The sequence below is a fragment of the Paraflavitalea pollutisoli genome (assembly GCF_029360705.1).
Classification (GTDB): Bacteria; Bacteroidota; Bacteroidia; order Chitinophagales; family Chitinophagaceae; genus Paraflavitalea; species Paraflavitalea pollutisoli.
In genome coordinates, this window is record NZ_JARKMX010000008.1 from 1,246,899 (window position 1) to 1,269,886 (window position 22,988).

Below are 22,988 nucleotides of genomic sequence, written 5' to 3' on the forward strand. Positions count from 1 at the left end.
TTTGTCGGATTTACTGCTTCCGCATTAGAATCCAACCGTCAGATTGAAGCCCATGCTGCGGGTGGAGGGGAACTGGCCCACTTCAAAACCGCGCACAATATCGGAACCAGACAAGGTGCCGAACTCGGGATCAAAAATTGGCCAGGGCGTCCAGATAAACAGGTCGCGACCATATATACCGATATTGGCAGTGATCAATCCCAGCTTCTTCAGGAATTTGGGACCGAAGGTGAAGTTCAGCGAAGCCTCCCGGAATTTTAGGAAGTCCGTGCTGAAGGTGCTGCCTTCTGCATTGTAGCTACCCATGCTGTATTGATAGTATTGATCGATATCGGTAGCCACCACATCGTTCTTTACATAATGACCTTCTTTGGTTTCCTTCACACCGTTGCCGATGATACCATTGTACCTGCCAGGCAGTGTAGATTTCAGTTTACCTTGTTCCACCATTTTGTAATGGGTCAGCGAGTAGGCAACACCACCCACCTGGGCATCGAACAATACACTCAATGCAAAGCCTTTGTACCTGAAGTTGTTGCCAAGGCTGAATTTGAATTTGGGGATCGTATTACCGAGGTAAATGATATTGGGCGTTATTTTGGGGAAACCAGTAGCGGTGTCGAAGATCACTTCACCCTGCGGGCTACGTTGATAGCCCAGACCGTATAGATCACCCAGGCTTCCGCCTACAGAAGCTACGATCTGTCCGCTGGCAATCTGTCCCGCACGCAACAATACAGCGCTATCGGGCATCGACATGATCTTATTCTGGTTGTAAGAGAAGGTTCCCATCAGCGACCATTCGAAACCGCCTTTCGTCCGGGCAGCAATGGGTTTGGCGTTGATACCAATCTCCACACCATTGTTGCGCACCTTACCCGCATTGATGTATTGATATTGATAACCGGATGCGGCGTCGATCGTTCTAGTGAGGTGCTGATTGGTGGTGTTACCAAAATAAACAGCCAGGTCAAGGCTCAGCATGCTGTTGAAGAACTGCATTTCAGTACCCAACTCGAAGGTTGTTGTTGTCAGCGGCTCCAGGTTATAGTTCGGGATGATGGTGGGGCTGGTCTGTGCGCTGTCGGGATAAATGCCGGCATTGGCGTACGGATAGGTATACAACGTTTTGTAGGGTGTAGTACCACCGCTACCTACTGACGCCACGGAAGCGCGCAATTTCCAGTAATTGATGTCTTTGGGCAGCTTTACCACTTTCGACAGCAGGAAGCTGGTATTGATAGAAGGATAGAAGAATCCGGATTGACCAGTCCTTTTGGGTGTAGCCAATACGCTGTTCCAGTCTTCCCGGCCGGTGATCTCAGCAAACAGGAAATCTCTGTAAGCCAGGTTCACGATACCGTAGATACTATTCAGGCGGTAACGGCTGGTGTCTGGTATGTAGGTCAGTCCGTACTCACTGTTCTCCAGGGTATAGATACCAGGCAGGTGAAGACCATCATTGCGTACATCGGATTTATCGTATTTATTCCAGAGCTGGCTACCACCGGCAGTCACGGTCATATTGATCTCGCTGTTGATCTGCTTGGTATAACGCGCCATCACGTCATAGCTCTTTTCCTGCGAATAGATATTCTGCTGACGGAAAGAACCTCTGGGCAACCGGGTACCCGCGTCGTAAGGACGCAGCTGCTCCCGTTTGTCGTTCATCCAGTCCAGGTTACCACGCACCAACAGGTTGAGGTCCTTGGTCACCTGGTAGTTCAGGGTTACGTTGCCGGTTACATTATTCCTTCTCGTCTTGTTCAAAAACTCGTTGACGATGGCAAATGGGTTTTCCGGGAACGAGGAGAACGGATAACGGATCAATTTGTACAAGCTATCGTATGTGCTGCCAGGACCACCTGCCCAGTAATTCCGGAGCCAGTTGTAATCCGCACTGGGTTGCCAGAAAATATACCAGTACATCAGCGATTGGTTACCATAACCGGCTGCAGGCAGGTTATCACTCTGACGGAAACCATAGTTGATCTTTGTAGAGAGTTTGATTTTGTCAGTGATCTGCGAGTTGGTGCTCAACCCGATGTTTTGCCGATCGAATCCCGTATTGGGCACGATCCATTTGTTCTTTTCGGAACCTACGTTGATACGTACGCCTGTATTGCCGACCTTACCATCTACACTGAGGGTATTGCGCAGATCGGTACCCAGGTCCCAGAAATCGTTGATGTTATCGTAAGCTACCCAGGGCGTACGCTTTAAGCCTACTGCCTGGCGTACAGGATCGTATTGAAAATACTCCTGACCGTCAAATTTAGGACCGTAAGCCGAGCTGGTGCCGCTGGTGCTGCCGCCATCTGCTGTAGTGCCATACGAATAATGGATCGCACCGCCGGTACCCTGCCCGTATTCATATTGCAGATCGGGCACCCGGTTCACTTGCTCCAGGTTACCATTCATCGTATAGCGCACATTGAAGTGGCCTTTCTTCTTCTGGTTAGAAGACTTGGTGGTGATGATGATAGCACCGTTGGCCGCACGCTGTCCATAGAGGGCAGAGGCAGCAGGTCCTTTCAACACAGATACACTTTCAATGTCGGCCGGATTGATATCGTTCATCGAGCTACCGTAGTCGGCCGGCAGGTTATCGGAATTGGTAGCATACACCTGGTCGCTCCCGTTGGCAGAGCGCCTGCCGCTACCGTTGCTGATCACCACACCATCTACTACAATGAGCGCCTCGTTATCACCAGTAATATTGTTTTCACCACGCAGGATGATCTTGGTAGAGGCGGCAGGACCAGAACCGGAACGGATCAATTGCAAACCCGCCACTTTACCCGACAAGGCGTCGGTCCAGTTGGCACTGATCGCATTGGTCAGTTGGGTGCTATCGACCTTGGTCAGGGCATAACCCAGGGTCTTTTCCGACTTCTTGATGCCCAACGCCGTTACCACCACTTCATTCAGGGCTTCAGACTTACCCCGCAAGCGGATCAGCAGTGTATTGGATTTACCGGCTTGCTTTACAGTAAAGCCTCTCAGCGACTGGGTTTCATATCCTACAGAAGAAAAAGTAAAATCATATATCTCCCCCATCACCAACTGCGGAAACGTAAAGATGCCGTTATCATTGGTGAACGCAGACAACGGCTTACGTGCGGCATCGCTCCGGCGGGTTGCCAGGACGGTCACTGCTTGCAGCGTTTCCCCTTTCTCGGTCAACACGGTACCACTCACGGCTACCGTGCTTTGCGCAAAAGCCGCTACGTTGAATAATAAAAGGGACAAAACCCATAAACAGATTGTGCCACTTCGTGTTTTTTTCATTGTTAGTCTCATAATTTTAGTGTTTGACCAGTATGCATAGAATGGCAGGGCCGCCTGTAAGCAGCTAACTCACCCTGGACACAGGTCCTGTATGTTTACTTAGATTGCGTGATTATATAGATATCTTCCTTTTTAGTAACCGACAAACCGTTCATGTTTGCAATTACAGACAGCAATACGGATAAGGAATCTCCTTTGAGCACTTCACCGGAAAAGTATTTTCCTTTCAACTGCTCTTCATCATAGAATATGGTAGTATGGTACCTGTCTGTCAGCGACTTCATCACAACAGGTAAAGGGGTATTATCAAACACCAGGGTGTTTTCATCCTGGTAAGGAACTTGATCGACTGCGGTAGACGTTGGTCGGTTGGGTGCCACCTGGAATGGCTCCACGGTAACGGTACCGGCCGACACACTGTATTTCATTTCGTGGCCGGGCAGCAGCACCACATCTTTCTTCCAGCCTTTCAAGGACTTTACGAGCGATTTGATCAGCACTTTGCCGTGAAACAACCTGACCTGGCAGCTCGTCGCTTTTTCCGAGACTTTGAATGCGGTACCCAGCGCGGTGGTAGCAAACCATTTCGTGTGTACGGTAAATGGTCTTGCTTTGTCGGGTGCCACGTCAAAATCTGCCTCACCTTCCATATAGATGGTACGCTTGTTCTCCCGGCCAAAAGGTTCCTGGTACCTGACCACCGCATGGGGAGCCAGTTTCACGAGGGTACCGTCTTCCAACTTGAAACGATAGGCTTTGGCGGCCGTATTGGTCTGCACCTTCCAGCTCGCGGTCGCTACTGGCTTTTTCTCCGTCCGTTCGGCCAGGGCTGCAGCGGGCGTCTTTGCGCTGGGCATAAAGAGCCAAACAGCGGCTGTGCCGATCAGCAGGGAGGCGGCAGCGGCGGCCCAACGAAATCGCACCACGCGCCGGTGCCGGGCGATCTGTACCTGGATCTCCTGCATCATGGCGGCTTTGTAACCAGCCGGTAACTCATTCGCCCCTTCAGCAGCACCCCAGGAAGATCGCAAATAAGTAGCTGCGAGGTCCGGGTACTGCTTCAGGTGCCGGGATACAGCTTCCGCTTCAGTGGGCGTACACTGGTTATCCAGAAACTTTTGAATGAGGGCGTTGGTAATCTTCATGAGCTTGTAATAGAGAATACGAAGAGGAGGAGCATTTACCCCTGCTGTTAACATTAAGTTAATGCGACAACAACACAATACGCAGCAGGAAGGCGATCATAACGATCGAACGCACGTGCTTTAAGGCCTTGGAGTAGTGGTCTTCGACCGTCTTGATGGAGACAGACAGTTTTTCGGCGATCTCTTTGTTGGAGTAACCTTTGTCGACCTTTAATATAAATACATTCTTACGTACAGGGGGCAGGTCTTCTGATACGGCGTGGAGATAATCAGCCGTTTCGTAGTCCTGATGGGAGTGATAGACCAGCGTGGAGTGTTCATCGAGGTTGTCATCCAGCTCGCAGTGGTAACGACGTTCAACGGCTTGTTTGCGCAGGTAGTCGATGTAAATGGAGTTGGCGATAGTAAAAAGCTGGGCATCAACCGTATGGGCTTCGGTGAGGGTATGCCGGGACTGCCACAATTTGATAAAGACCTGTTGGGTCAGTTCTTTTGCCCATTCCTCTGTACGGATCCTTTTCAGGAAATAATGAAACAGTTTGGCATGAAATACGTCATACACAGCCTGAAAGGCCACCTGATCTCCTTTCTTTATGTCCGTAATGAGGGTCAATGCATGTACTGTTTAGAGATAGAATTTCGGGTGCAAAAGTGGCGAAATAATGGGAACAGGATTATTATCTGTGTGTTAACAAATAATACCCATTAAACCCGGCTACTTGCGTTTTTTTGCAGGCGCTTCTTCTCTTTTTAGCAATCGTTACACAGCTATGGCTGACTATCGGTTTGAATGTAAGTACAAAAACTAATGCGATCGGGAGCGATGGTTAACGTTACTTAATATACTCTTTCTTGATCCCCAACTTCTTCATTTTCGACTTCAGCGTAGAAGGGTTGATGTTCAATATTTCAGCAGCTGCACCTGGCCCCCAGATGCGGCCATGGCACTTGCGCAGCACCGAAAGGATATAATCCCTTTCATTCTCGACGATCGTTTTCAACGTGGCATCATCTGCCGTGGCGGCAGTATCCTTCTTCTCTACCGTGGGCAGCAGCACATCTTCGATCAACAGCCCCTTGCTTAGCAGCACACTCCGCTCTACCAGGTGCTCCAGTTCGCGGATATTGCCCGGCCAGTGATACGCCATCATCTTCAACAACACTTGCTCCGACACGCCATTCAACTTTTTCCCCGCCTTCTGGCCATAGTAATTCATAAAATGATACGCCAGCGCAGGAATATCCTCCTTGCGATCGCGCAAAGCCGGCAGCGTGATCGGGAACACATTCAAGCGGTAATACAGATCCAACCGGAAGCGGCCCTCCGCCACTTCCTTCTCCAGGTTCTTATTCGTCGCCGCAATGAAACGCACATCCACCCTGATCGTCTCCCTACCCCCTACTCTCTCTATTTCCCGCTCCTGCAATACCCGCAATAATTTCACCTGCAACTCCATCGGCATTTCACCGATCTCATCAAGGAAAATAGTTCCTTTATCTGCTCGTTCAAACTTGCCAATCCGTCTCTCCAGCGCACCGGTAAAAGCACCTTTCTCATGACCAAACAACTCCGATTCGATCAGCGCTGCCGGCAACGCCGCGCAGTTAATCTTCACGAACGGTTTGCCTTTGCGGGCAGACAAGTCATGTATACAGTTAGCTATCTTTTCTTTTCCGGTCCCGCTTTCGCCCAATATCAACACGGAAGTATCCGTAGGAGCCGCTTGCTTGATGTGGTCAAACACATGCAGCAGCAAATGACTTTTACCCACAATGCCTTCAAAACCTTCCTCAGTTTTACTCTCTTCCACCACCGATCCAACTTCAGTCGAAAAGCTATCTTTTTCAACGACCTCCCCCTCCAGCAGATCCTCAATGGTCTGGATCAGCGAGAACTGTATCCTTTCAAACAACTCCAACTGCTCGGCACTGTAAGCATCCGGGCGACGACTATACAAACAAAAACTGAATGATCTCTTTTGCAGGATGCGCATCGGCATTTCCAGGTTGGACCGCAACTGAAAAGTATCGGCAAATAGCTGCCGCAGCGATGGCTGCCGGCACATCCGTTCAAAAACGACCTCATCATAATAAACAGCCTGGTTCACCGGCGGACTGCCCGCCTGCAAAGCCACCAGCTCGTCGATCGATTTGCCCGTGATCGTGCTCAACGCCTGCGCATCGATCAGTTGGTATTCATCAAACCCAATTCTTAAAAAGCACATGCCTTTGAACCGTGGCAGCTTCAGGTGATCGAACCCCGCCACCAGGAAATCGAATGGAATACAAGACTGCAGCGCGGCCGTCACCGCCAGCAATTTCTGCGACCAGGTACCGGTACTGCTCACCACCTGTTTCAATTGCTTACGCAACTCGGTTTCCTGCTGGTATTTCGCCTCCACACTGTGTACACGCCGGTAACGGGCGATCTCCAGCGTTACCAACAGGTCTTTCTCCCGGTACGGCTTTACGATAAACCCATAGGGTTGCGTTTGCTTGGCAGCATTCAAGATCTCCTCGTTGGAGTTGGCAGACAGGTAAACAAAGGGAATATGATCGATCGCCAACTGCTTCGCCAGATCAATGCCGGTTTGTTTTCCCTTCAGCAAAATATCAAGCAGTACAAAATCGGGTCGCCGTTCTTTGATCATGTCCAGGGCCTGCGGTACCGACCGGGCAACGCCCGTCACCCCATAGCCCGCCTGCTCCAGCAACAAGCGAAGATCTTCTGCCTCTACAAACTGGTCCTCAACTATCAATATTTGCTCTTTCATGGTCTGTTATTGAGTTACGCTTCAGCGACAAAGTCAAGCCGTATTTCGGTACCGTTATCATGGATCAACTGTAAGCTGGTATCGAGGTCACCACTCAGTCCCCGCATCAGTTTCATCCCCAACGTGCGGCTTTTTTCCGGATCAAAACAAGGCGGCAAGCCCACCCCATTGTCTTTAATGGAAAGGATATAATGATCGGGCAACGTTTTCTCCAACACCACATCGATCCGGCCTTCGCGCTTATCCGGGAATGCGTACTTGATGGCATTCGTGATGGCTTCATTCAGGATCAGCCCCAGCGGAATACACTGCGATATGTTCAGCGCCACCGGTTCGATGCGCAGGTTGAACCGAATGGTGCGGCCCGTGTGAAAACTATCCTTCAGATAGTCAACAAGCTCATGGATATAAGCGGCCATATTGATGGCCGATAAATTATCCGACTGATACAATTTCTGGTGTACCAGCGACATGGCCTGTATGCGCTGCTGGCTTTCCGCCAGGGCCTCGATGGCCTCGTCCCCCTGCAGGTAGGCTGACTGCGTACGCAACAAGCCCATCACAGTATGGAAATTGTTTTTCACCCGATGATGGATCTCCCGCACCAGCCATTCCTTTTCCTCCACCAGGTGTTGCAGGTCATCGTTCTTCCTTTCAATCACCAGCTGTTGCACCTGCAACTTGCTGTTCGTGCGTTGTTTTAAGCGCGCGTAATTGATGAGCAAGGCCACGATAACGACCAGCAACACTCCGACACCCAACATCCAGCGCCGGGTATTTTTCTCTTTATTCAGTTCCGCCTGTTGAAACCGGGTTTCTTTTTCCAGTAAGCGGATATTCTGCACCTTTTTTTCCGTTTCATATTGAATGGTCAACTCTTCGATCTGCCGGCTCTTTTTTTCGTTGTAGAGGGAATCGCTCAACAGCTCGTATTGCTGCAGGTCTCTGATGGCTGCCGTATAGTTACCCAGCGCAGAATCGGCCGTAAACAACATATGTTGCAAGGCCCTTTGATCCGTTAACCGGGCACCCCGGTAAGCCAGCGCAGAATCCAGGTAACCATGGGCCTTCACATATTGACCGTGTTGCAGGTAGAACCTGCCAATGTCGAGGTTGCCACCGAACACATATTCTTCATTGAGCGGTGCTTGCCGGAAATAAGCAGCCATCGAATTATAGTAATTTTCTGCGGCAGCATACTGCTTCAATGCGTCATAACAGAGCGCATAGTTTTGCAGGGCAATAGCCTTTTCAAATATTGTTTTCGGTGTATGCGTCCTGACCAGGCTATCCATCATCGCCAGGGCCTCCCTGCTTCGCTGCAATTTCACCAACTGCCTGATCAATAGATTCGCTGTCTTGAACAATTCGGTCCGGTTTATCTTTCGATCTATTCTTTTTTGAAGGGTCTTTCGATACCAATAGCTACTTTCTTCGCATCGCCCCAATTCATCGTACACCAGGGCCAGCTCTCCATAGTACAAATCAATCCGAATGGTATCATGGTGAAGCAAGGCATTGTCAACGCAGGTGGTGGCATACCGGAGTGATTTCTCATAAGCGCCACGGTAACGGTTCACCTCGGATAGATAATTATACATGGGTGAAACGCGGGTGCTTTTCATTTGCCGGTGTAAATCGATCGCATGCAGCAATTCCTTTTCTGTGGCATCGAAATGGTTACCTGCCCACAGATAATCTGATAGGGATACCCTGGCATCAGCTTCTCCTACCAGGTCATGCGTCTGCACGAACAGGTGAATAGCCTTGTCGTAAAATCCCTGTATCTGGACAAAATAGGGAGGCCCCCAACTCATCTGCCGGGCAAGCCGCAACCAGGCATGTGCTTCCTTCGATGGTTCGCCCTGCGCATGATAAATACCAGCTACCCTGGAAAAAAGCTGTATACCCGTATCTGTTTCTAACTTCCCCAGGTGCGCATCCCCTTCCAACTGCATACTCTCCAACCACCAATTTTTCAATTGCAGCCGCTCGCTCAGCTGGATCGCTTGCCGGAAGATTCCAATTGCCGAATCCATCAATAGGGCTCTATCATCGCTGTACCGTTCTCCAAAATAAGTTTTACCCAGTGCCATCAACAGCAGCACCCGGTTGCTATCCGGCTTGCTCACCTCCAGGCGCTGTTGTAACGCAGCGCGCGACAAGCCAGCCGGCAATTGCGCCGACAACGGCACTACCGTAGCCATCATCCATAAAACAGCCATGAGCATTTTAAACATCCGGAAATCTTCTTGATCAAAATTACACTTACTCAACCGTGAAGTTTCACGGTCCATTTTTCGTCAAACCGCGAAATATCACGGTGGCCAATTTCCTTTCGCCGAATCAAACTATTGAACAGCACACACTTACAAATTGGGTACCGTAATTGGTATGGATCCAGCTAACCTATTACTTATGGGAATTACACAACCACCAACTGTCGTTTTCATTACCGGGGCCTTTGTACATCATAGCTGCTGGAACCCCTGGAAAACCTATTTCGAAAGTAAGGGATTTCTAACGATTGCTCCCCCCTGGCCACATAAATCGGCCAGTCCCGAAACGCTGCGCAACAGTCATCCCAACAAAGATATAGCAGCCAACCGGCTTCCCGCAATAACCGACCATTTTGATCGGATAGTACGACAACTTGATCAGCCACCCGTCCTGATCGGCCATTCCATCGGCGGACTCATCGTACAGCTATTGCTTCAAAGAGGCCTGGGCAGGGCCGGTGTCGCCATTCATTCCGTGCCGCCACAAGGCATCTTTACTTTCAAGCTCTCCTTCCTCAAGGCGGGCTGGGGACCGCTGGGCTTCTTTACCCCTACCAGCCGGTCGTTCCTGATGTCATTCGAGCAATGGAAATATGCCTTTACCAACGGCATGGATTGCGATGCGCAGAAAGAAGCCTATTACCAGTTTGCCATTCCCGAATCGAAACTCATCGTACGCGACACCATCACCCCTGCCGCCAGGGTCAACTTCGAAAATCCGCATGCCCCACTGCTGCTGACGGCCGGCAGCGACGACCATACCATACCCGCTTCGCTGAACTACGCCAATTATAAGAAATACCAAAAGAGCAACTCCACCACCGACTATGCCCTGTTTACCGGCAGAAACCATTTCGTGCTGGGGCAGCCCACCTGGAAGGAAGATGCCGACTACATCCTCAACTGGCTCGGCAAACTGGCCTGACCGATTCCATAAACAACAAACCATCACATACATTAAAACAACGCGGATCATGAAACACCTGATGTCAGTATTCATTATTACCAGCCTTTTGCTGGCAGCCTGTAATGGCGAACCCAAGAACACGGAAACACCAGCTACTACGTCGGCCGATAGTAGCAACACGACGGTAAGCACGCCACCAGCCGCTCCACCGTCCAATTTTAAACATGGCTCAGCCAATGTCAATGGCGTCGATATTCACTATGTATCTGGCGGCACCGGCGAGCCCCTGGTATTGCTGCATGGCTTTGGACAGAACTGGTACATGTGGAACCGCCTGCTGCCCGAGTTATCCAAACACTTTACGGTGATTGCGCCAGACCTCCCAGGCATCGGCGAATCGGGAAAACTGGCCGGTAACTATGACAAGAAAACGATGGCCACCTATATCCACGGACTGGTGAAGCATCTGGGCCATGAGCACATCAACCTCGTGGGTCATGACATCGGTCTCATGGTAGCCTATGCCTATGCTGCCCAGTTCTCCGCAGAAGTTAAAAAGCTGGCCCTGCTGGATGCCCTGTTACCCGGCGTAGAACCGGTGTGGAGCCAGGTGAAAGCATCGGCCTGGTGGTTTGGCTTCTTTGGTTTCCCTGCTTCCGGTGAACTGGTTGCCGGACAAGAGCGCCTCTTCCTCACTAATTTCTGGCCAGTGGTAGGTCATGTCAAAGATCCCTTCACCACCGAAGAGATCAATGAATTCATACGCGCTTACGCTGTAAAAGGAGGAACCACCGGCGCTTTCCATTGGTTCGGCGCTTTTGACCAGGACGCCGTGGATAATAAAGAGTTCATGAAAACAAAACTCAAAATGCCCTTGCTGGCAATGGGTGGCGAGTACTTTGGTGCTGCCTTCCTGGTAGATCATTGTAAGCTGGTAGCAGAAAACGTAACCGGTTCCAACATCAAAGGTTCCGGCCACTGGATCGTACAGGAGAATACGACCCAGGTGCAAAAAGATCTGCTGGATTTCTTCCTGGCCAAATGATCCCCCCATCGATGAAACAACTACTCGTTCTATTGCTGAGCCTGGCCTGTTATTACTGTCATGCTCAACACCAGGCAGCCTTCAAACAACTCCGGTACGATGAGGACTACTCCCTGCTGCGACAAGACAGCAGCAGGGATTGGTACAAAGCCCTTAAATACACACCGCTATCGCAGCAAGGGCATACGTATCTCAGCCTGGGTGGCGACATCAGGTACCAATACCAGTGGTTTAAAAACGAAAACTGGGGCGCCGCGCCGAAAGACAATGACGGCTTCGTGCTGACCCGCTACCTGGCGCATGCCGATTTCCATGCCGGTAAACACTTCAGGACCTTTGTGCAACTGCAAAGCAGTTTTGCCAATGGGAAGGTGGCCCCGCCCTCGCCGGTCGATGAAAATCAGCTCGACCTGCACCAGGCGTTTGTCGATCTCGCCTTTGCAGGGAAACAGGCATCTTCGATAACGCTCAGGATTGGTCGCCAGGAATTGTTGTACGGATCGCAACGCCTGGTCGCGGTGCGCGACGGGCCCAATAACCGGCAGGCCTTCGATGCCGCCCGCTTGTTGTACGCCCGCCGTACCTGGCAGGTAGATGTGTTCTATTCCCGTTTTGTACAGTCGAAGCCAAAGATCTTCGATGATGGGGTGACCAACAATACACGTTTTTGGGGTGCGTACCTCGTCAAGCGTAAAATCCCTTTCTTACGCAACGTCGATCTGTATTATTTCGGACTGCAGAGAAAGAGTGCAAAGTTCGATGATGGTACCGGTGAAGAGTTGAGGCATTCCGTGGGGACGAGGATCTGGGATGCCAAAAAGTTTTGGCGCTACGATATCGAAGGCGTGTATCAGTTTGGCGACTTCGCTGGCAAGCAAATAACTGCCTGGACTTTCTCGGTCAATACGAGCTATAAGTTTGCCAACACCGCACTCAAGCCGGAGTTTGGTGTAAAAACAGAGGTGATCAGTGGAGATGGCCGGTATGGTGACAACAAGCTGCAAACCTTCAACCCGCTGTTTCCACGCGGAGGTTATTTTGGGTTGGTATCCCTGATCGGCCCGGCCAACCTGTTCGACATACACCCCTCAGTCACCCTGGACCTGTGGCGCGGACTGTACTTCAACATGGACTATGATATCTTCTGGCGTTACAGCCGCCACGACGGCATCTACGGTCCCAGCACGGCGCTGATCTATTCGGGTAAGGAGAGCACGCAAAAGTCGATTGGCCGGCAGTACTCGACCCACCTGGAGTATATACCCAACCGGCATTTCTATTTCCGGTGCGAGTTTACGTGGTTCAAGGCCAGTGATTTTTTGCAGGACGTAGGTCCGGGTAAAAACATCCTGTTCACGTCCACCACAGCCCAATTGAAATTTTAGGCCTACTGCACCACGACACACGAAAAAGCCCGATCATGTCGGGCTTTTTCGTGTACAGTAGCCACTGTACGCACTTACTCAGAAAAGAGTACTTTTGCACCCTGTTCATTTATAAAAAAGGAGGATTTACCCATGTCGATCAGCAACGCAGCAGAGTTAGCGGGGATGCAAAAAGCCAGTGAAGCAGTGGCCCATGCCTTGAAGGCCATGACAGCCTATGCCCAGCCCGGTATGAGCACCAAAGAACTGGACGCCTACGGTGGCAATATCCTGGCGAGCCTCGGCGCCAAATCGGCCCCGTTGTTAACCTATAATTTCCCCGGTCACACCTGCATCAGCGTCGACAATGAGTTTTGCCATGGCATTCCTTCTACCCAACGTATTTTACAGGAAGGCGACCTCATCAACATCGATGTATCTGCCGAGTTGAATGGTTTCTGGGCCGATAATGGCGGCTCCTTTGTTCTGGGCAATGACCTGCACCAGCACCAAAAGCTGGTCGATGCCTCCAAAGACATTCTGCGTATCACACTCGACCATATCCGGGGTGGCGTGAAAATAGCCGACATCGGGCACCTGATGGAAACAGAGGCTAAAAAGAGAGGCTTTAAAGTCATTAAAAGCCTGGGCGGCCATGGTATTGGCCGAGGCCTTCATGAAGAGCCCAGTGAGCTACTCAATTATAAGAACCGGTACGATCAACGACGATTCAGGAAGAATTCGGTCGTTGCGATCGAAACCTTCATTTCCACCTCCTCTTCCTACACCAAAGAGCTGAGCGATGGCTGGACGATGGTCGGCGACAAAGGCGGCTTTATGGCGCAGCACGAACATACTATCGTAGTGACAGATGGCAAGCCAATGATCCTGACGGAAATGAACGGCATTTTCAACTAACAAAAAATCCAGTCGTTTCATATGAAAAACACCCTTCCGAGCTTCTCGGCCCTGGCGTCCATTCTTTTGCTGCTCAGTTGCCAGGGACCAGCCGCCCAAGACAACCACCCCATTGACCTCAGCGACCAAAAGATCGAATTATCCGTGGATGGCCTGGCAAAAACGACCGACCCGGCTCCGATCCTCACCGCCTCTTTCGAAGATGCACATTTGTTACTGGGGTATGTCAGCTAAAGGAATGAGTGGGTGTTTGCCCTTTCAGCCTATCTGCCCGATCTGCAACCCGGCACTTACCAGGTCTATAACTGCGACGCTGTCTGCCCATGCAGTGAACCGACGCCTGGAAATAAACAGATGGCGCGATTTGGTCCCTTAAATAAAGACCCGATGCTAACAGATAGCGCGACAAAGGTCGCCCACCAGGCGCCTGCACTAGGGCTCACCCCATTGACGCTTGTCATTACGGCCGTCGCAGCAGAACAGGATGCCAGTAAACAATACAACGTCAGGCGAATTCAGGGAACGATAAAAGGTACCATGGCTAATGTACAAAAAGACACCGCCAGTAGCGACTGCCGCATTGTTGGAAAAGCGCATCAGCTCACCGGCAATTTCAATGTGCTCTGTTATGTCAGGAAGTAGCCTGCCCCTAAAACACAACAGGAATACGAACTCGTATTCCTGTTGTAATGATATAAGCTGACGATCATGTATTACTTCGACTTATCCGGAAAAGCCGGGATCTTCGGCACGCCTGTTTTGGCGCCTTGTGCCAGCTTGTCCAGCAGCTCTTTAATACCCCGCGCCAATTGCGTATCGATGCCCTTGTATTCATTGTAAGGATCATTGATCACCTCGATATCCGGATGTACTCCTTCCCCTTCGATGATGAAAGAAGAACCATCAGGAGCAAAGTGGGCAAACTCCGGCTTCCGCATATCGCCACCATCAATAAAGGGCAACGAACCACTGATACCTACTACCCCACCCCAGGTGCGCTGGCCGATCAAGGGTCCTATTTTGTAATGCTGGAACTGCCAGGGAAACAGGTCGCCATCAGAAGCAGAATACTGATCGATGAGACAGACTTTGGGACCTACATGCGCATCGGGTTTGATCGACGCCGTTTTATTGTTCCGCATTACGGTACCCAAACCAGGCTGTCGCAACAACCGCTCGATGATCATCGGCGATACATTGCCACCACCATTACCACGGTCATCGATGATGAGCGCTTCCTTGTCGAGTTGGGGATAGAAATAACGGGCAAACTGATTCAGGCCCTCTACGCCCATGTCGGGAATATGTACGTAACCGATCCGTCCGCCACTGGCCGCATTGACCTTGGCAATGTTCTGCTGTACCCATTCGTGGTAGTACAAAGCAGCTTCATCGGCAATGGGCTTCACCAGCAATTTGCGGGCACCGGTAGCCGATGCCGTGCTGTTCACTTCGATCTCGATCAACTGATCGGCTTTGCCCACCAGTGGTTCGTAGAGATTACCCACCGATTTGAGTGAAGTACCATTAATAGAAATGATGTAGTCACCAGCCTTCACCTTCATGCCCGGCGCCCGTAAAGGCGATACCAGGGTTTTGTTCCAGCTTTGGCCCGACAGGATACTATCGATCTTGTAGAAGCCGCTTTTATCGCGGCTGAAACGGGCACCCAGCAATCCCAACTGAATACGGTTGGTGGAAGGACGGTCGCCGCTGTTCACATACGCGTGTCCAATATTCAACTCACCGATCAATTCACCGATCAGGTAAGTAAGATCATCCCGATAGTTGACATAAGGCAATAAGGGCGCATACTTGTCGTGCATGGCCTTCCAGTTCACACCATGCATATTGGGATCATAGAAATAGTCGCGCATCTGGCGCCAGCTTTCGTCGTAGATCTGCTTCCACTCGGCACGCAGGTCTACATTGACCTTCAGTCCGCTCAACTCGATCTTATTGGAGGGCGTGATCTTTGCCTTATTGAGGTTTTCGATAAAGAAATCAGTGCCCATGCGCACCAGGATCTTCTTCGCATCCGGGCTTACGCTGTAAACGCCGAAGCTACCGATCTCGGTTTCTTTCTGATCCGTAAGGCTGAAGAACTTGAATCCACGGCCACCACGTCCGGCAGCAGAATAGTAAACACCATCTTCCACGGGCACGAAGCCGCCGTAGGAACCGGGCATCACCGGCAGGCTTTCGATACGGTCGGCCAGGCCTTCTTCATCCACCACTACAGTCACTCCCTTGCCAGCTGGCTTATCGGCATTACCCGTTTTCTTGACGCTATCCGCCTCCGCTTTCACCGCAACCTCATCGCTTTTGTCGGCAAATGGAGAAGGCGTGGCGGCACTGAGCCGTACAAAATACGGGCGCGACATATCCGTGTACACATGGTTCCATTCCGTATTGCTATAGGTAGGATTGAAGTCACGCTGTGATGAAAAATACAACAGTTTGCCATCCGGACTAAATTCGGGGCCACCACTATTATACCAGGTATCAGTAACAGCGATGTTCTTTTTTGATTCGATATTATACAGCTTGATCACTGTGAACTCACGCGCCTTGCCAGGCACGGTATACGCGATCCACTTGCTATCGGGCGCAAAGGTGTAGGACCCAAAAGTACCTGCATCGGAATGAGCGATCCGGGTACTGTTGCCCGAAGCAACCTCCACCAGCGTCAGGTGTTGTGCACGTTCGCCAAAGAGCAGGTATTTGCTGTCGGGGCTCCAGGCGGGACTGAACTTGTACGAACCACCGCCCTTGGTCAATTGCCTGGCGGGTTGCAGTCCATCCTGCTGCTGCACGTACAATTCATCTTCGCCGGTGCGGTCAGAAATATAGCTGATCCATTTGCCATCGGGGCTCCAGCCTACATTGCGGTCATGGGCATTGCTCGATTGGGTCAGGTTGCGCGTCACCCCTGTTTTGGCAGGTACGGTAAACACATCCCCACGCGCACTGAATACCGTGCGTTTGCCATCGGGCGACAGGTCGGCCGAAAAAATGAAATCACCGGCAAACACCTGCTTGGAACGGCCGGAGGCGAAATCTTCCGCCAGGGTAATGTTCAGTTTGCGGGTCTGGTTATTCGTGAGGTCCAGCAGGTAGATAAAGCCACCATTCTCAAATACGATGGACTTATCGCCCAGGGAAGGGAACTTGACATCAAATTCCTTGAAGGTGGTCACTTTCTGCGTCTGCTTCGATTTGGTATCATACACGAAAATGTTCGCGGTCTTGTCGCGCTCGCTCACGAAATAGATCTTATCCCCGTAATACATGGGGTAAATATCCTGCGCCGGGTTGTTGGTGATGTTTTCCGTTTTGCCGGTGGCGGGGTCTGTTACCCAGATATCATCCGCCATACCGCCCCGGTAGTTCTTCCAGGTACGAAATTCGCGGAATACGCGGTTCATGGCCAGCTTCGAGCCATCCGCGTTGTACGAAGCCCAGGAAGCCACCGAGAAAGGCAATTCCTGGCTCAGGTCGCCATTGATGGGCGCCAGGTACAACTTGCCTTTAAAAGCATTGAAAGACGTACCACGGCTGCGATAGATCACGTGTTTATCGTCGGGCGACCAGCCCATCACGATATTGTTGGGGCCCATACGGTCGGCCAGGTCATCGCGCCCGAGTGTGGCGGTATAAGTGATGCGTTTGGGTTCGCCGCCAGTAGCCGGGATCAGGAACACTTCCGTATTGCCATCGTATTGACCGGTGAAAGCGATGGATTTACCATCGTGGCTGAAGCGGGCAAACAATTCGTTGCCGGGATGGCTGGTGATGCGCCGGGCCACGCCACCGGTGGCGGGTACCACATAGAGGTCACCTGCATAAGTAAAAGCAACCTGGTTGCCATGTACAGCCGGGAAGCGGAGTAAGCGCGCCTCCTGCTGTGCCTGCAGGCCCAGGATCGATCCGGACAGGACCAGGGATGATAGTAGTTTTTTCATGTGCGATGTAGCGTTTAAATATGAAACCTTTAGGATAAGAGGGGCGAAAAATACGGCATTATTTGGATTGAGAAGCCCCCCGTATGACCGAAGGCTTTTCCGGCGACACAAAAATAGCCCGTCACCTACCCCATGCTGTAGAAAATGGGGTGGCGTTCCCGGAAACAAGTGACGACCTACGGCCGTTTGTGTGACGAACGGGCAGTTGGCCTCGGATTTTCTTTTTTTCAGGGACGGGCGGATACAAAACCAGTGATATTCGTCCATAACTGTGAGCTAAACGGAACACATTCCTCAATTCCTTCTCTGTTCCTCCTCGATTCCACCTCTGTTGCACTACGGATCCCGAGGACCCAATGAGGAGGCAAAGAGGTGACAACAGGGTTGAGGCGGGAAGGAGCAACGTACACGTAAAATCATCCATCCCATAAAATCGCACCGACCTGGGACTATGTAGCCGTACGTGCCTATGAATGGCAAATGATTATTGCCTGATGACCTGCAATAGACTAGCTCCGCTATTACTTGTAACTTTGGGCAATCGCGTCCCACAGCTCGATCCGTTGCTGAAGCGCCAGCTTTACTGCTTCTGTGGAAGTCTGCCACATTTGTTCATCCTCTCCATGCAATTCCTCTGTCATCTGGAAAGCCAATTGCGAATGATGTTCGCCATCAACCTCGATATGGCGCTCCAGATAATACTTGAGGGTCTTGAATTGATTGCCTGTTTGCTTATTAAGCTCCGTGACAAAGGATATAAACATACCGGGTATCAGGTCTTCCCGGCCAAATGTAAATACGGCCGCCTGAGTAGCAGGCTGGTTCGCATGGATAACGGCAAAAGTACCTTCCACAAAACGGGCAGCCGCCTGTGGCACACCGGAATTTTGAAGACTTGCTGTTACAGGCTGCCGGCCTTTTAATTTATCGATGAAACCATCGATCACTGCGAGTCTACAACCGGCCTCCGCCATAGCTTTCAGGTACAATTCAAAATGGCTGGTCCTGCGTCCTTCCTGGTCCACGTCCGACTCCTCACCCAACACGATCTCGTTGATCAGGTACCGGGTTTCTGGACTACCGACCGGTATCCAGGGCAGTTCAACGGAAGTCAGGTTACGCTGTAATGATTTAAGCAGGGACATGAAATCCCACACGGCGAAAACATGGTGCTCCAGGAAGATCCGTAAGCGATCAACATTATTGGTAGCTGCATACACAGGATGCTGTATCAACTGTTGCCGAAGCGGTTCAATGTCGCGTTGCAGACGATCGATATACTTACTCATAGTGTAAAATAAAGCCGCAAATATATTATAAGATGATCAAATACGAGATGAACACCACCCTATTGCGGAGAGCAAGTTTTCGCTTGCTGGAAATTGGATGCCCAATGAGTACCTTTGTGCACCAAGTCTTTAATGCATGTCTCAATCATCCAGCCAATCACAAAGTCCTTTCTCATTTCGATCAGATCAGGACTTTCACCAATTGTATCCACGGGAAATTCGCCGGCTGGCCACTAAACAATGGACCTCCCTGAAGGTGGCTGAATATGCCACCAATTTTCTGACTCCCACGGAGGGAGTAAAAATACTGGATATTGGAAGCGGGGTCGGCAAGTTTTGCCTGGCTGGGGCTCACTATGCTCCCAAGGCCTCTTTTTACGGCATTGAACAACGGACGGACCTGGTGGCCCATGCCAACGCAGCCAAAAGCATACTGCAATTGCCAAATGTTCGTTTTCTGTCTGGCAATTTTACCCGGCTCGATTTTAAACAATACGATCACTTCTATTTCTTCAATTCGTTTTATGAGCACCTGGCACACGAAAACCAGATTGATAACAAAATAAAATACTCGATCACACTGTTCGATTACTATACCAAATGCCTGTATGATAAACTCGACAAGCAACCAGTGGGGGCAAGAATAGTCACTTACCACTTACTGGAGAACAGGATGCCCCCAGGTTACGAAGAAGTAGAGTCGCTGGAGTCCGACTTGCTCAAGTGTTGGATAAAACGTTAGACACTGATCATAAAAACAACCCCTGGAATGGAAGTCCCAAGGGTTGCCTGTCTTTACCTGAACGATAAGCCCTTGCTGGCTAATTATTGCGGTAAGAAAGCCTTTACTGCCGTATAGAGTGTGCCGTTCTTTAGCAGCGTTTTGCGGGTCAGACTTTCAATTTGTCCGCTGGCATTTCTAACGATGTAAACACGGGAACTGCTCTCACCATGGTCTTTGTTCAAGCCTACGATCGTAAACACATCGGGCTTAATCTCCTTTAGGGTAAAACTTTGTATCGCTTTACCCGGTTCCGATCTTACCCAGGTAAATGTATCGTTGACATACGTAATGGACAGGTTGTTGTTGTACTTGCGGGCTAATCCGGCATACCTGGTTTTGACATCAGCAGCAGGGCGCTTCGCAACGTTATTTTCATCGATCAACCATTCTACGATCTCCCGTTCTTCCGGTGACGCAGGCGCTTGCAACATTTCTTTCATGATCAGTTGGCGCGCTTCGGTCAGGGCATCTTTATTTCCGGTATAGGCATCCGGTATTACCCCCGCTCCTTCCCAGCCTGTATTGGAATGTGGCGCCACCACCATTTTGACGGGTAGAAAAACAACCAGGTTGTTGCCCAGCGGTGCATACGAACCAGCAATGCCTGCCCCCGCCGTACTATCGCCTACAATGGTAGCACGTTGCAGCTTCTGCAGTGCATACGCAAAACCTTCCGCCGCAGAAGCAGTTCCCTTTCCTACGAGGATATACACTTTGGCTGTTGGATTTCTTTTACCAGGCACAAAAGCATAGGTCCACTCCTGCACATCTTTTGTCCGGTCTTTGTGAAAACCATTCAGGTAAAACTGTTCGTCGCCCGCGTCATAAAAATAGGACGCCAGGAAACGGCCCATCACACCGGAGCCTCCGCCGTTCTGCCGCACATCGATGATCACATATTTACTATTGGCGGCTACATTCATAGCAGCAGCGGCCGCGTCAAAGGCCTCCTGCCTGGCCAAAAAGGGTCCGGGAAAGTTGATATAGGCAGTGGATGTCAACGGGTCCAGCTCAACGGATCGGATACCGTAATTGATACGACGGTACTGCTCTGCTTCCCGGTCCGGACCAGCTGCAGCAGCTTCCTCATTGTTATGAGTACCCGTCAGACTTTTATACACACCTTCGTTCTGAAATACGGTCAGGTGAACATCCTTATGCACCTTCGCCAGATCGGCCGTCAACCGGCTGGCCAGTGCAGCTTCGCTATAGTTATTGTATTGACCGCTTTTTAAATTACTCAATAAGGCGGCGCTGTACTTCGCAGAAATCTCGGGAAAGGGATATTGATCAGCCAGGCTGGTGGCCAGCTTTTGCACGATTGATTGTACGTTTTCGTTGGAGAGGGCCTGCGAATAACCAGGCTGGGCAACGACTAACAAAAGGCAAAAGACAGAAAAAATGACTTTACAAAAAACAGGATTACACTGGCGCTTTTTCATGTTGATAGTTTATAACAGGGAAGGCCAGCCAATCGTGGGCCCGAAAATAAACAAAATAACAAAACAGCAAACTGGTAAATAAGTAAACCCGCAGCCAACGCCGCGGGTTTACGTTTCATTAACAATTTACAAGGATCGAACCTTACTTCATCAAACTGATATTGGTCATACCACCATCCGAAAGGATTTCTGTACCCACGATAAACGTCGAATCATCGGATGCTAAAAAGACAGCGGCCTTACCGATATCTGCCGGGATGCCTTGCCGGCCAACGGGAGTAATATCGATCCACACCTGCTTCACAGCGTCCAGTTGCTCCTGCGGTACGATCTTACCAAACACGGGCGTATCGATAGAGCCCGGCGACAGGGTATTCACCCGGATCTTTCTCGGCAACAAGTCCAGCGACAAACCTTTGGCCAATGAGATCACCGCTGCTTTGGCAGCACTATAGATCGCCATACCAGGCGCTGCCCGGTGTGCAGCACTGGAACCGATCAGGATGATCGATGCTCCATCTCTCAAATAAGGAAGTGCTTTTTGCACGGTGAAATACGCGCTCTTTAAATTCAGCTCCATATAACGGTCGTAACTTTCTTCTGTCACCTCGCTGATGGCACCCATTGGAACGCCATCTACTATGCCACCGGCATTGACCACCAGGGCATCAATTTTACCAAATTTGTCATTGGTCTTTTTGAATACCTGCTCCAGATCGGCCATATTGGTGACATCACCTTTGATACCTATGAAGCGGTTGTCCAATGCTTCTATGGAAGCGTTGAGGGTCGCCTCATTTCTGCCGGTGATCGTACCCACCGCACCTTCATTCTTAAATGCTTCGGCGATGCCGAAACCGATACCGCTATTACCTCCGGTGATAACGGCAACTTTGTTGATTAACTTACTCATACTTACTTTTTCATGAATGATTAAACGCCATATACACCGCCCGACACGGAGATCTTTTCTCCAGTGATCCAGCCTGCATCTTCAGAAGCGAGGAATACGGCGACTTTAGCAATATCTGCTGGCTGTCCGGAACGCCCCAATGGCGTAGTGGCAATCAGCTTGGCTTCCGTTTCACTGCCAATAAAACCCGCTGCATGCGTACCTTCCGTTTCTACAATACCGGGTAATATCGAATTGATGCGGATCTTTCTACCACTGAACTCTTTCGAGAGGGCGATCGTTACCGCATCCAACGCAGCCTTGGTGGCAGAATAAACAGAACCAGCGGCCATCGGCATCTTGCCTGCTTCTGAACTGATGTTGATAATGCTGCCGCCTTTATCGCCAAACAACTTCAGCGAAGCCTGAATGGCAAACAAAGAACCCAATACATTCACACTGAATTGCTGGTGGAAAGACTCCGCCGATACCTGTTCGATGGGTGCGTGTTGATAAATGCCCGCATTGTTGACGAGGATATCGAGCCCGCCGAAAGCCTTTGCTGTTTCCGCGAACAGCCGCTCGACATCGGCCTCTTTGGATACATCCCCCTGTATAGCGATGGCCGTTCCGCCGTTATCGTTAATGGATTTAACAATTTTTTCAGCGCCGGTCGCGCTCGAGGCATAGTTCACGACAACCTTAGCGCCTGCTGCTGCAAAGTGTTGAGCAATAGATGCTCCAATCCCTTTAGAGGCGCCGGTTACGATCGCCACTTTATTCGTTAGCTTACTCATTTGACCAATATTTATTAGGTGAACTGCAAAGTTAGAGCAGTCTTATTTATTTTAGTAACTTTGTTACCAAAAGTAACAGTAACCCAGAGGTAACAA

17 protein-coding genes are annotated in these 22,988 nt (G+C 50.5%); 7 read left to right on the forward strand and 10 right to left on the reverse strand.

Going from position 1 to position 22,988, the window contains the following annotated elements:
• Positions 1–24: 24 nt before the first annotated feature.
• The 5 genes from P2W70_RS18785 to P2W70_RS18805 all read right to left on the reverse strand — a co-directional run bounded on the left by P2W70_RS18785 (position 25) and on the right by P2W70_RS18805 (position 9,435).
• A complete protein-coding gene (locus tag P2W70_RS18785) occupies positions 25–3,252 on the reverse strand; it encodes a SusC/RagA family TonB-linked outer membrane protein (RefSeq protein WP_276483050.1) in 3,228 nt (1,075 codons plus the stop codon).
• A 134-nt stretch (positions 3,253–3,386) separates the two neighbouring features.
• Positions 3,387–4,436 carry a FecR family protein gene (locus P2W70_RS18790; protein ID WP_276483051.1) on the reverse strand — a complete coding sequence of 350 codons (1,050 nt, stop codon included), beginning with the start codon at positions 4,434–4,436 and terminating at the stop codon, positions 3,387–3,389.
• Positions 4,437–4,494: 58 nt separating this feature from the next.
• Positions 4,495–5,049 carry an RNA polymerase sigma factor gene (locus P2W70_RS18795; protein ID WP_276483052.1) on the reverse strand — a complete coding sequence of 185 codons (555 nt, stop codon included), beginning with the start codon at positions 5,047–5,049 and terminating at the stop codon, positions 4,495–4,497.
• Positions 5,050–5,269: 220 nt separating this feature from the next.
• Positions 5,270–7,210 carry a sigma 54-interacting response regulator gene (locus P2W70_RS18800; protein ID WP_276483053.1) on the reverse strand — a complete coding sequence of 647 codons (1,941 nt, stop codon included), beginning with the start codon at positions 7,208–7,210 and terminating at the stop codon, positions 5,270–5,272.
• Between the two features lie 14 nt (positions 7,211–7,224).
• Complete coding sequence (locus P2W70_RS18805; protein WP_276483054.1) at positions 7,225–9,435, reverse strand: sensor histidine kinase; 2,211 nt, start codon at positions 9,433–9,435, stop codon at positions 7,225–7,227.
• A gap of 193 nt (positions 9,436–9,628) precedes the next feature.
• Between P2W70_RS18805 and P2W70_RS18810 the strand changes: the two genes are divergently transcribed.
• The 6 genes from P2W70_RS18810 (at position 9,629) to P2W70_RS18835 (ending at position 14,365) form a co-directional block, all read left to right on the forward strand.
• Complete coding sequence (locus tag P2W70_RS18810; protein ID WP_276483055.1) at positions 9,629–10,414, forward strand: alpha/beta hydrolase; 786 nt, start codon at positions 9,629–9,631, stop codon at positions 10,412–10,414.
• Between the two features lie 49 nt (positions 10,415–10,463).
• Positions 10,464–11,441 (forward strand): alpha/beta fold hydrolase, encoded by a 978-nt coding sequence (locus P2W70_RS18815; RefSeq protein WP_276483056.1) that lies wholly within the window; start codon positions 10,464–10,466, stop codon positions 11,439–11,441.
• 11 nt (positions 11,442–11,452) lie between these two features.
• Positions 11,453–12,826: an alginate export family protein gene (locus P2W70_RS18820; protein WP_276483057.1), complete on the forward strand. Its 1,374-nt coding sequence runs from the start codon at positions 11,453–11,455 to the stop codon at positions 12,824–12,826.
• Positions 12,827–12,958: 132 nt separating this feature from the next.
• Positions 12,959–13,723, forward strand: a complete 765-nt coding sequence (gene map, locus P2W70_RS18825) for a type I methionyl aminopeptidase (protein ID WP_276483058.1) — start codon at positions 12,959–12,961, stop codon at positions 13,721–13,723.
• Between the two features lie 21 nt (positions 13,724–13,744).
• A complete protein-coding gene (locus tag P2W70_RS18830; protein ID WP_276483059.1) occupies positions 13,745–13,957 on the forward strand; it encodes a hypothetical protein in 213 nt (70 codons plus the stop codon).
• Positions 13,958–14,110: 153 nt separating this feature from the next.
• Positions 14,111–14,365 carry a hypothetical protein gene (locus P2W70_RS18835; RefSeq protein ID WP_276483060.1) on the forward strand — a complete coding sequence of 85 codons (255 nt, stop codon included), beginning with the start codon at positions 14,111–14,113 and terminating at the stop codon, positions 14,363–14,365.
• A 71-nt stretch (positions 14,366–14,436) separates the two neighbouring features.
• On the opposite strand, the gene P2W70_RS18840 is transcribed toward P2W70_RS18835, so the two are convergent.
• Both P2W70_RS18840 and P2W70_RS18845 read right to left on the reverse strand, forming a co-directional pair.
• On the reverse strand, positions 14,437–17,688 hold the full coding sequence (locus tag P2W70_RS18840) for a S41 family peptidase (RefSeq protein ID WP_276483061.1): 3,252 nt from the start codon (positions 17,686–17,688) through the stop codon (positions 14,437–14,439).
• Positions 17,689–18,209: 521 nt separating this feature from the next.
• A complete protein-coding gene (locus tag P2W70_RS18845) occupies positions 18,210–18,977 on the reverse strand; it encodes a DUF3050 domain-containing protein (RefSeq protein WP_276483062.1) in 768 nt (255 codons plus the stop codon).
• A 136-nt stretch (positions 18,978–19,113) separates the two neighbouring features.
• Here P2W70_RS18845 and P2W70_RS18850 point away from each other — a divergent pair, with 136 nt between their 5' ends.
• Positions 19,114–19,719: a class I SAM-dependent methyltransferase gene (locus tag P2W70_RS18850; RefSeq protein WP_276483063.1), complete on the forward strand. Its 606-nt coding sequence runs from the start codon at positions 19,114–19,116 to the stop codon at positions 19,717–19,719.
• A gap of 83 nt (positions 19,720–19,802) precedes the next feature.
• Here the strand turns inward: P2W70_RS18850 and P2W70_RS18855 are convergent, their stop codons facing one another.
• From P2W70_RS18855 to P2W70_RS18865, 3 genes are all read right to left on the reverse strand, one after another.
• Positions 19,803–21,203, reverse strand: a complete 1,401-nt coding sequence (locus tag P2W70_RS18855) for a S41 family peptidase (protein ID WP_276483064.1) — start codon at positions 21,201–21,203, stop codon at positions 19,803–19,805.
• Between the two features lie 142 nt (positions 21,204–21,345).
• Positions 21,346–22,116 (reverse strand): SDR family oxidoreductase, encoded by a 771-nt coding sequence (locus tag P2W70_RS18860; protein ID WP_276483065.1) that lies wholly within the window; start codon positions 22,114–22,116, stop codon positions 21,346–21,348.
• Between the two features lie 20 nt (positions 22,117–22,136).
• On the reverse strand, positions 22,137–22,892 hold the full coding sequence (locus P2W70_RS18865) for an SDR family NAD(P)-dependent oxidoreductase (RefSeq protein WP_276483066.1): 756 nt from the start codon (positions 22,890–22,892) through the stop codon (positions 22,137–22,139).
• Between the last annotated feature and the right edge of the window lie 96 nt (positions 22,893–22,988).

What these genes read in the sequence shown, in the direction of transcription:
- P2W70_RS18790 (WP_276483051.1), bottom strand. Translation starts at nt 4,436, where the DNA reads ATGAAGATTACCAACGCCCTCATTCAAAAGTTTCTGGATAACCAGTGT.
- P2W70_RS18800 (WP_276483053.1), bottom strand. Translation starts at nt 7,210, where the DNA reads ATGAAAGAGCAAATATTGATAGTTGAGGACCAGTTTGTAGAGGCAGAA.
- P2W70_RS18805 (WP_276483054.1), bottom strand. Translation starts at nt 9,435, where the DNA reads ATGGCTGTTTTATGGATGATGGCTACGGTAGTGCCGTTGTCGGCGCAA.
- P2W70_RS18810 (WP_276483055.1), top strand. Translation starts at nt 9,629, where the DNA reads ATGGGAATTACACAACCACCAACTGTCGTTTTCATTACCGGGGCCTTT.
- P2W70_RS18815 (WP_276483056.1), top strand. Translation starts at nt 10,464, where the DNA reads ATGAAACACCTGATGTCAGTATTCATTATTACCAGCCTTTTGCTGGCA.
- P2W70_RS18820 (WP_276483057.1), top strand. Translation starts at nt 11,453, where the DNA reads ATGAAACAACTACTCGTTCTATTGCTGAGCCTGGCCTGTTATTACTGT.
- map (WP_276483058.1), top strand. Translation starts at nt 12,959, where the DNA reads ATGTCGATCAGCAACGCAGCAGAGTTAGCGGGGATGCAAAAAGCCAGT.
- P2W70_RS18830 (WP_276483059.1), top strand. Translation starts at nt 13,745, where the DNA reads ATGAAAAACACCCTTCCGAGCTTCTCGGCCCTGGCGTCCATTCTTTTG.
- P2W70_RS18835 (WP_276483060.1), top strand. Translation starts at nt 14,111, where the DNA reads ATGCTAACAGATAGCGCGACAAAGGTCGCCCACCAGGCGCCTGCACTA.
- P2W70_RS18840 (WP_276483061.1), bottom strand. Translation starts at nt 17,688, where the DNA reads ATGAAAAAACTACTATCATCCCTGGTCCTGTCCGGATCGATCCTGGGC.
- P2W70_RS18845 (WP_276483062.1), bottom strand. Translation starts at nt 18,977, where the DNA reads ATGAGTAAGTATATCGATCGTCTGCAACGCGACATTGAACCGCTTCGG.
- P2W70_RS18850 (WP_276483063.1), top strand. Translation starts at nt 19,114, where the DNA reads ATGTCTCAATCATCCAGCCAATCACAAAGTCCTTTCTCATTTCGATCA.
- P2W70_RS18855 (WP_276483064.1), bottom strand. Translation starts at nt 21,203, where the DNA reads ATGAAAAAGCGCCAGTGTAATCCTGTTTTTTGTAAAGTCATTTTTTCT.
- P2W70_RS18860 (WP_276483065.1), bottom strand. Translation starts at nt 22,116, where the DNA reads ATGAGTAAGTTAATCAACAAAGTTGCCGTTATCACCGGAGGTAATAGC.
- P2W70_RS18865 (WP_276483066.1), bottom strand. Translation starts at nt 22,892, where the DNA reads ATGAGTAAGCTAACGAATAAAGTGGCGATCGTAACCGGCGCCTCTAAA.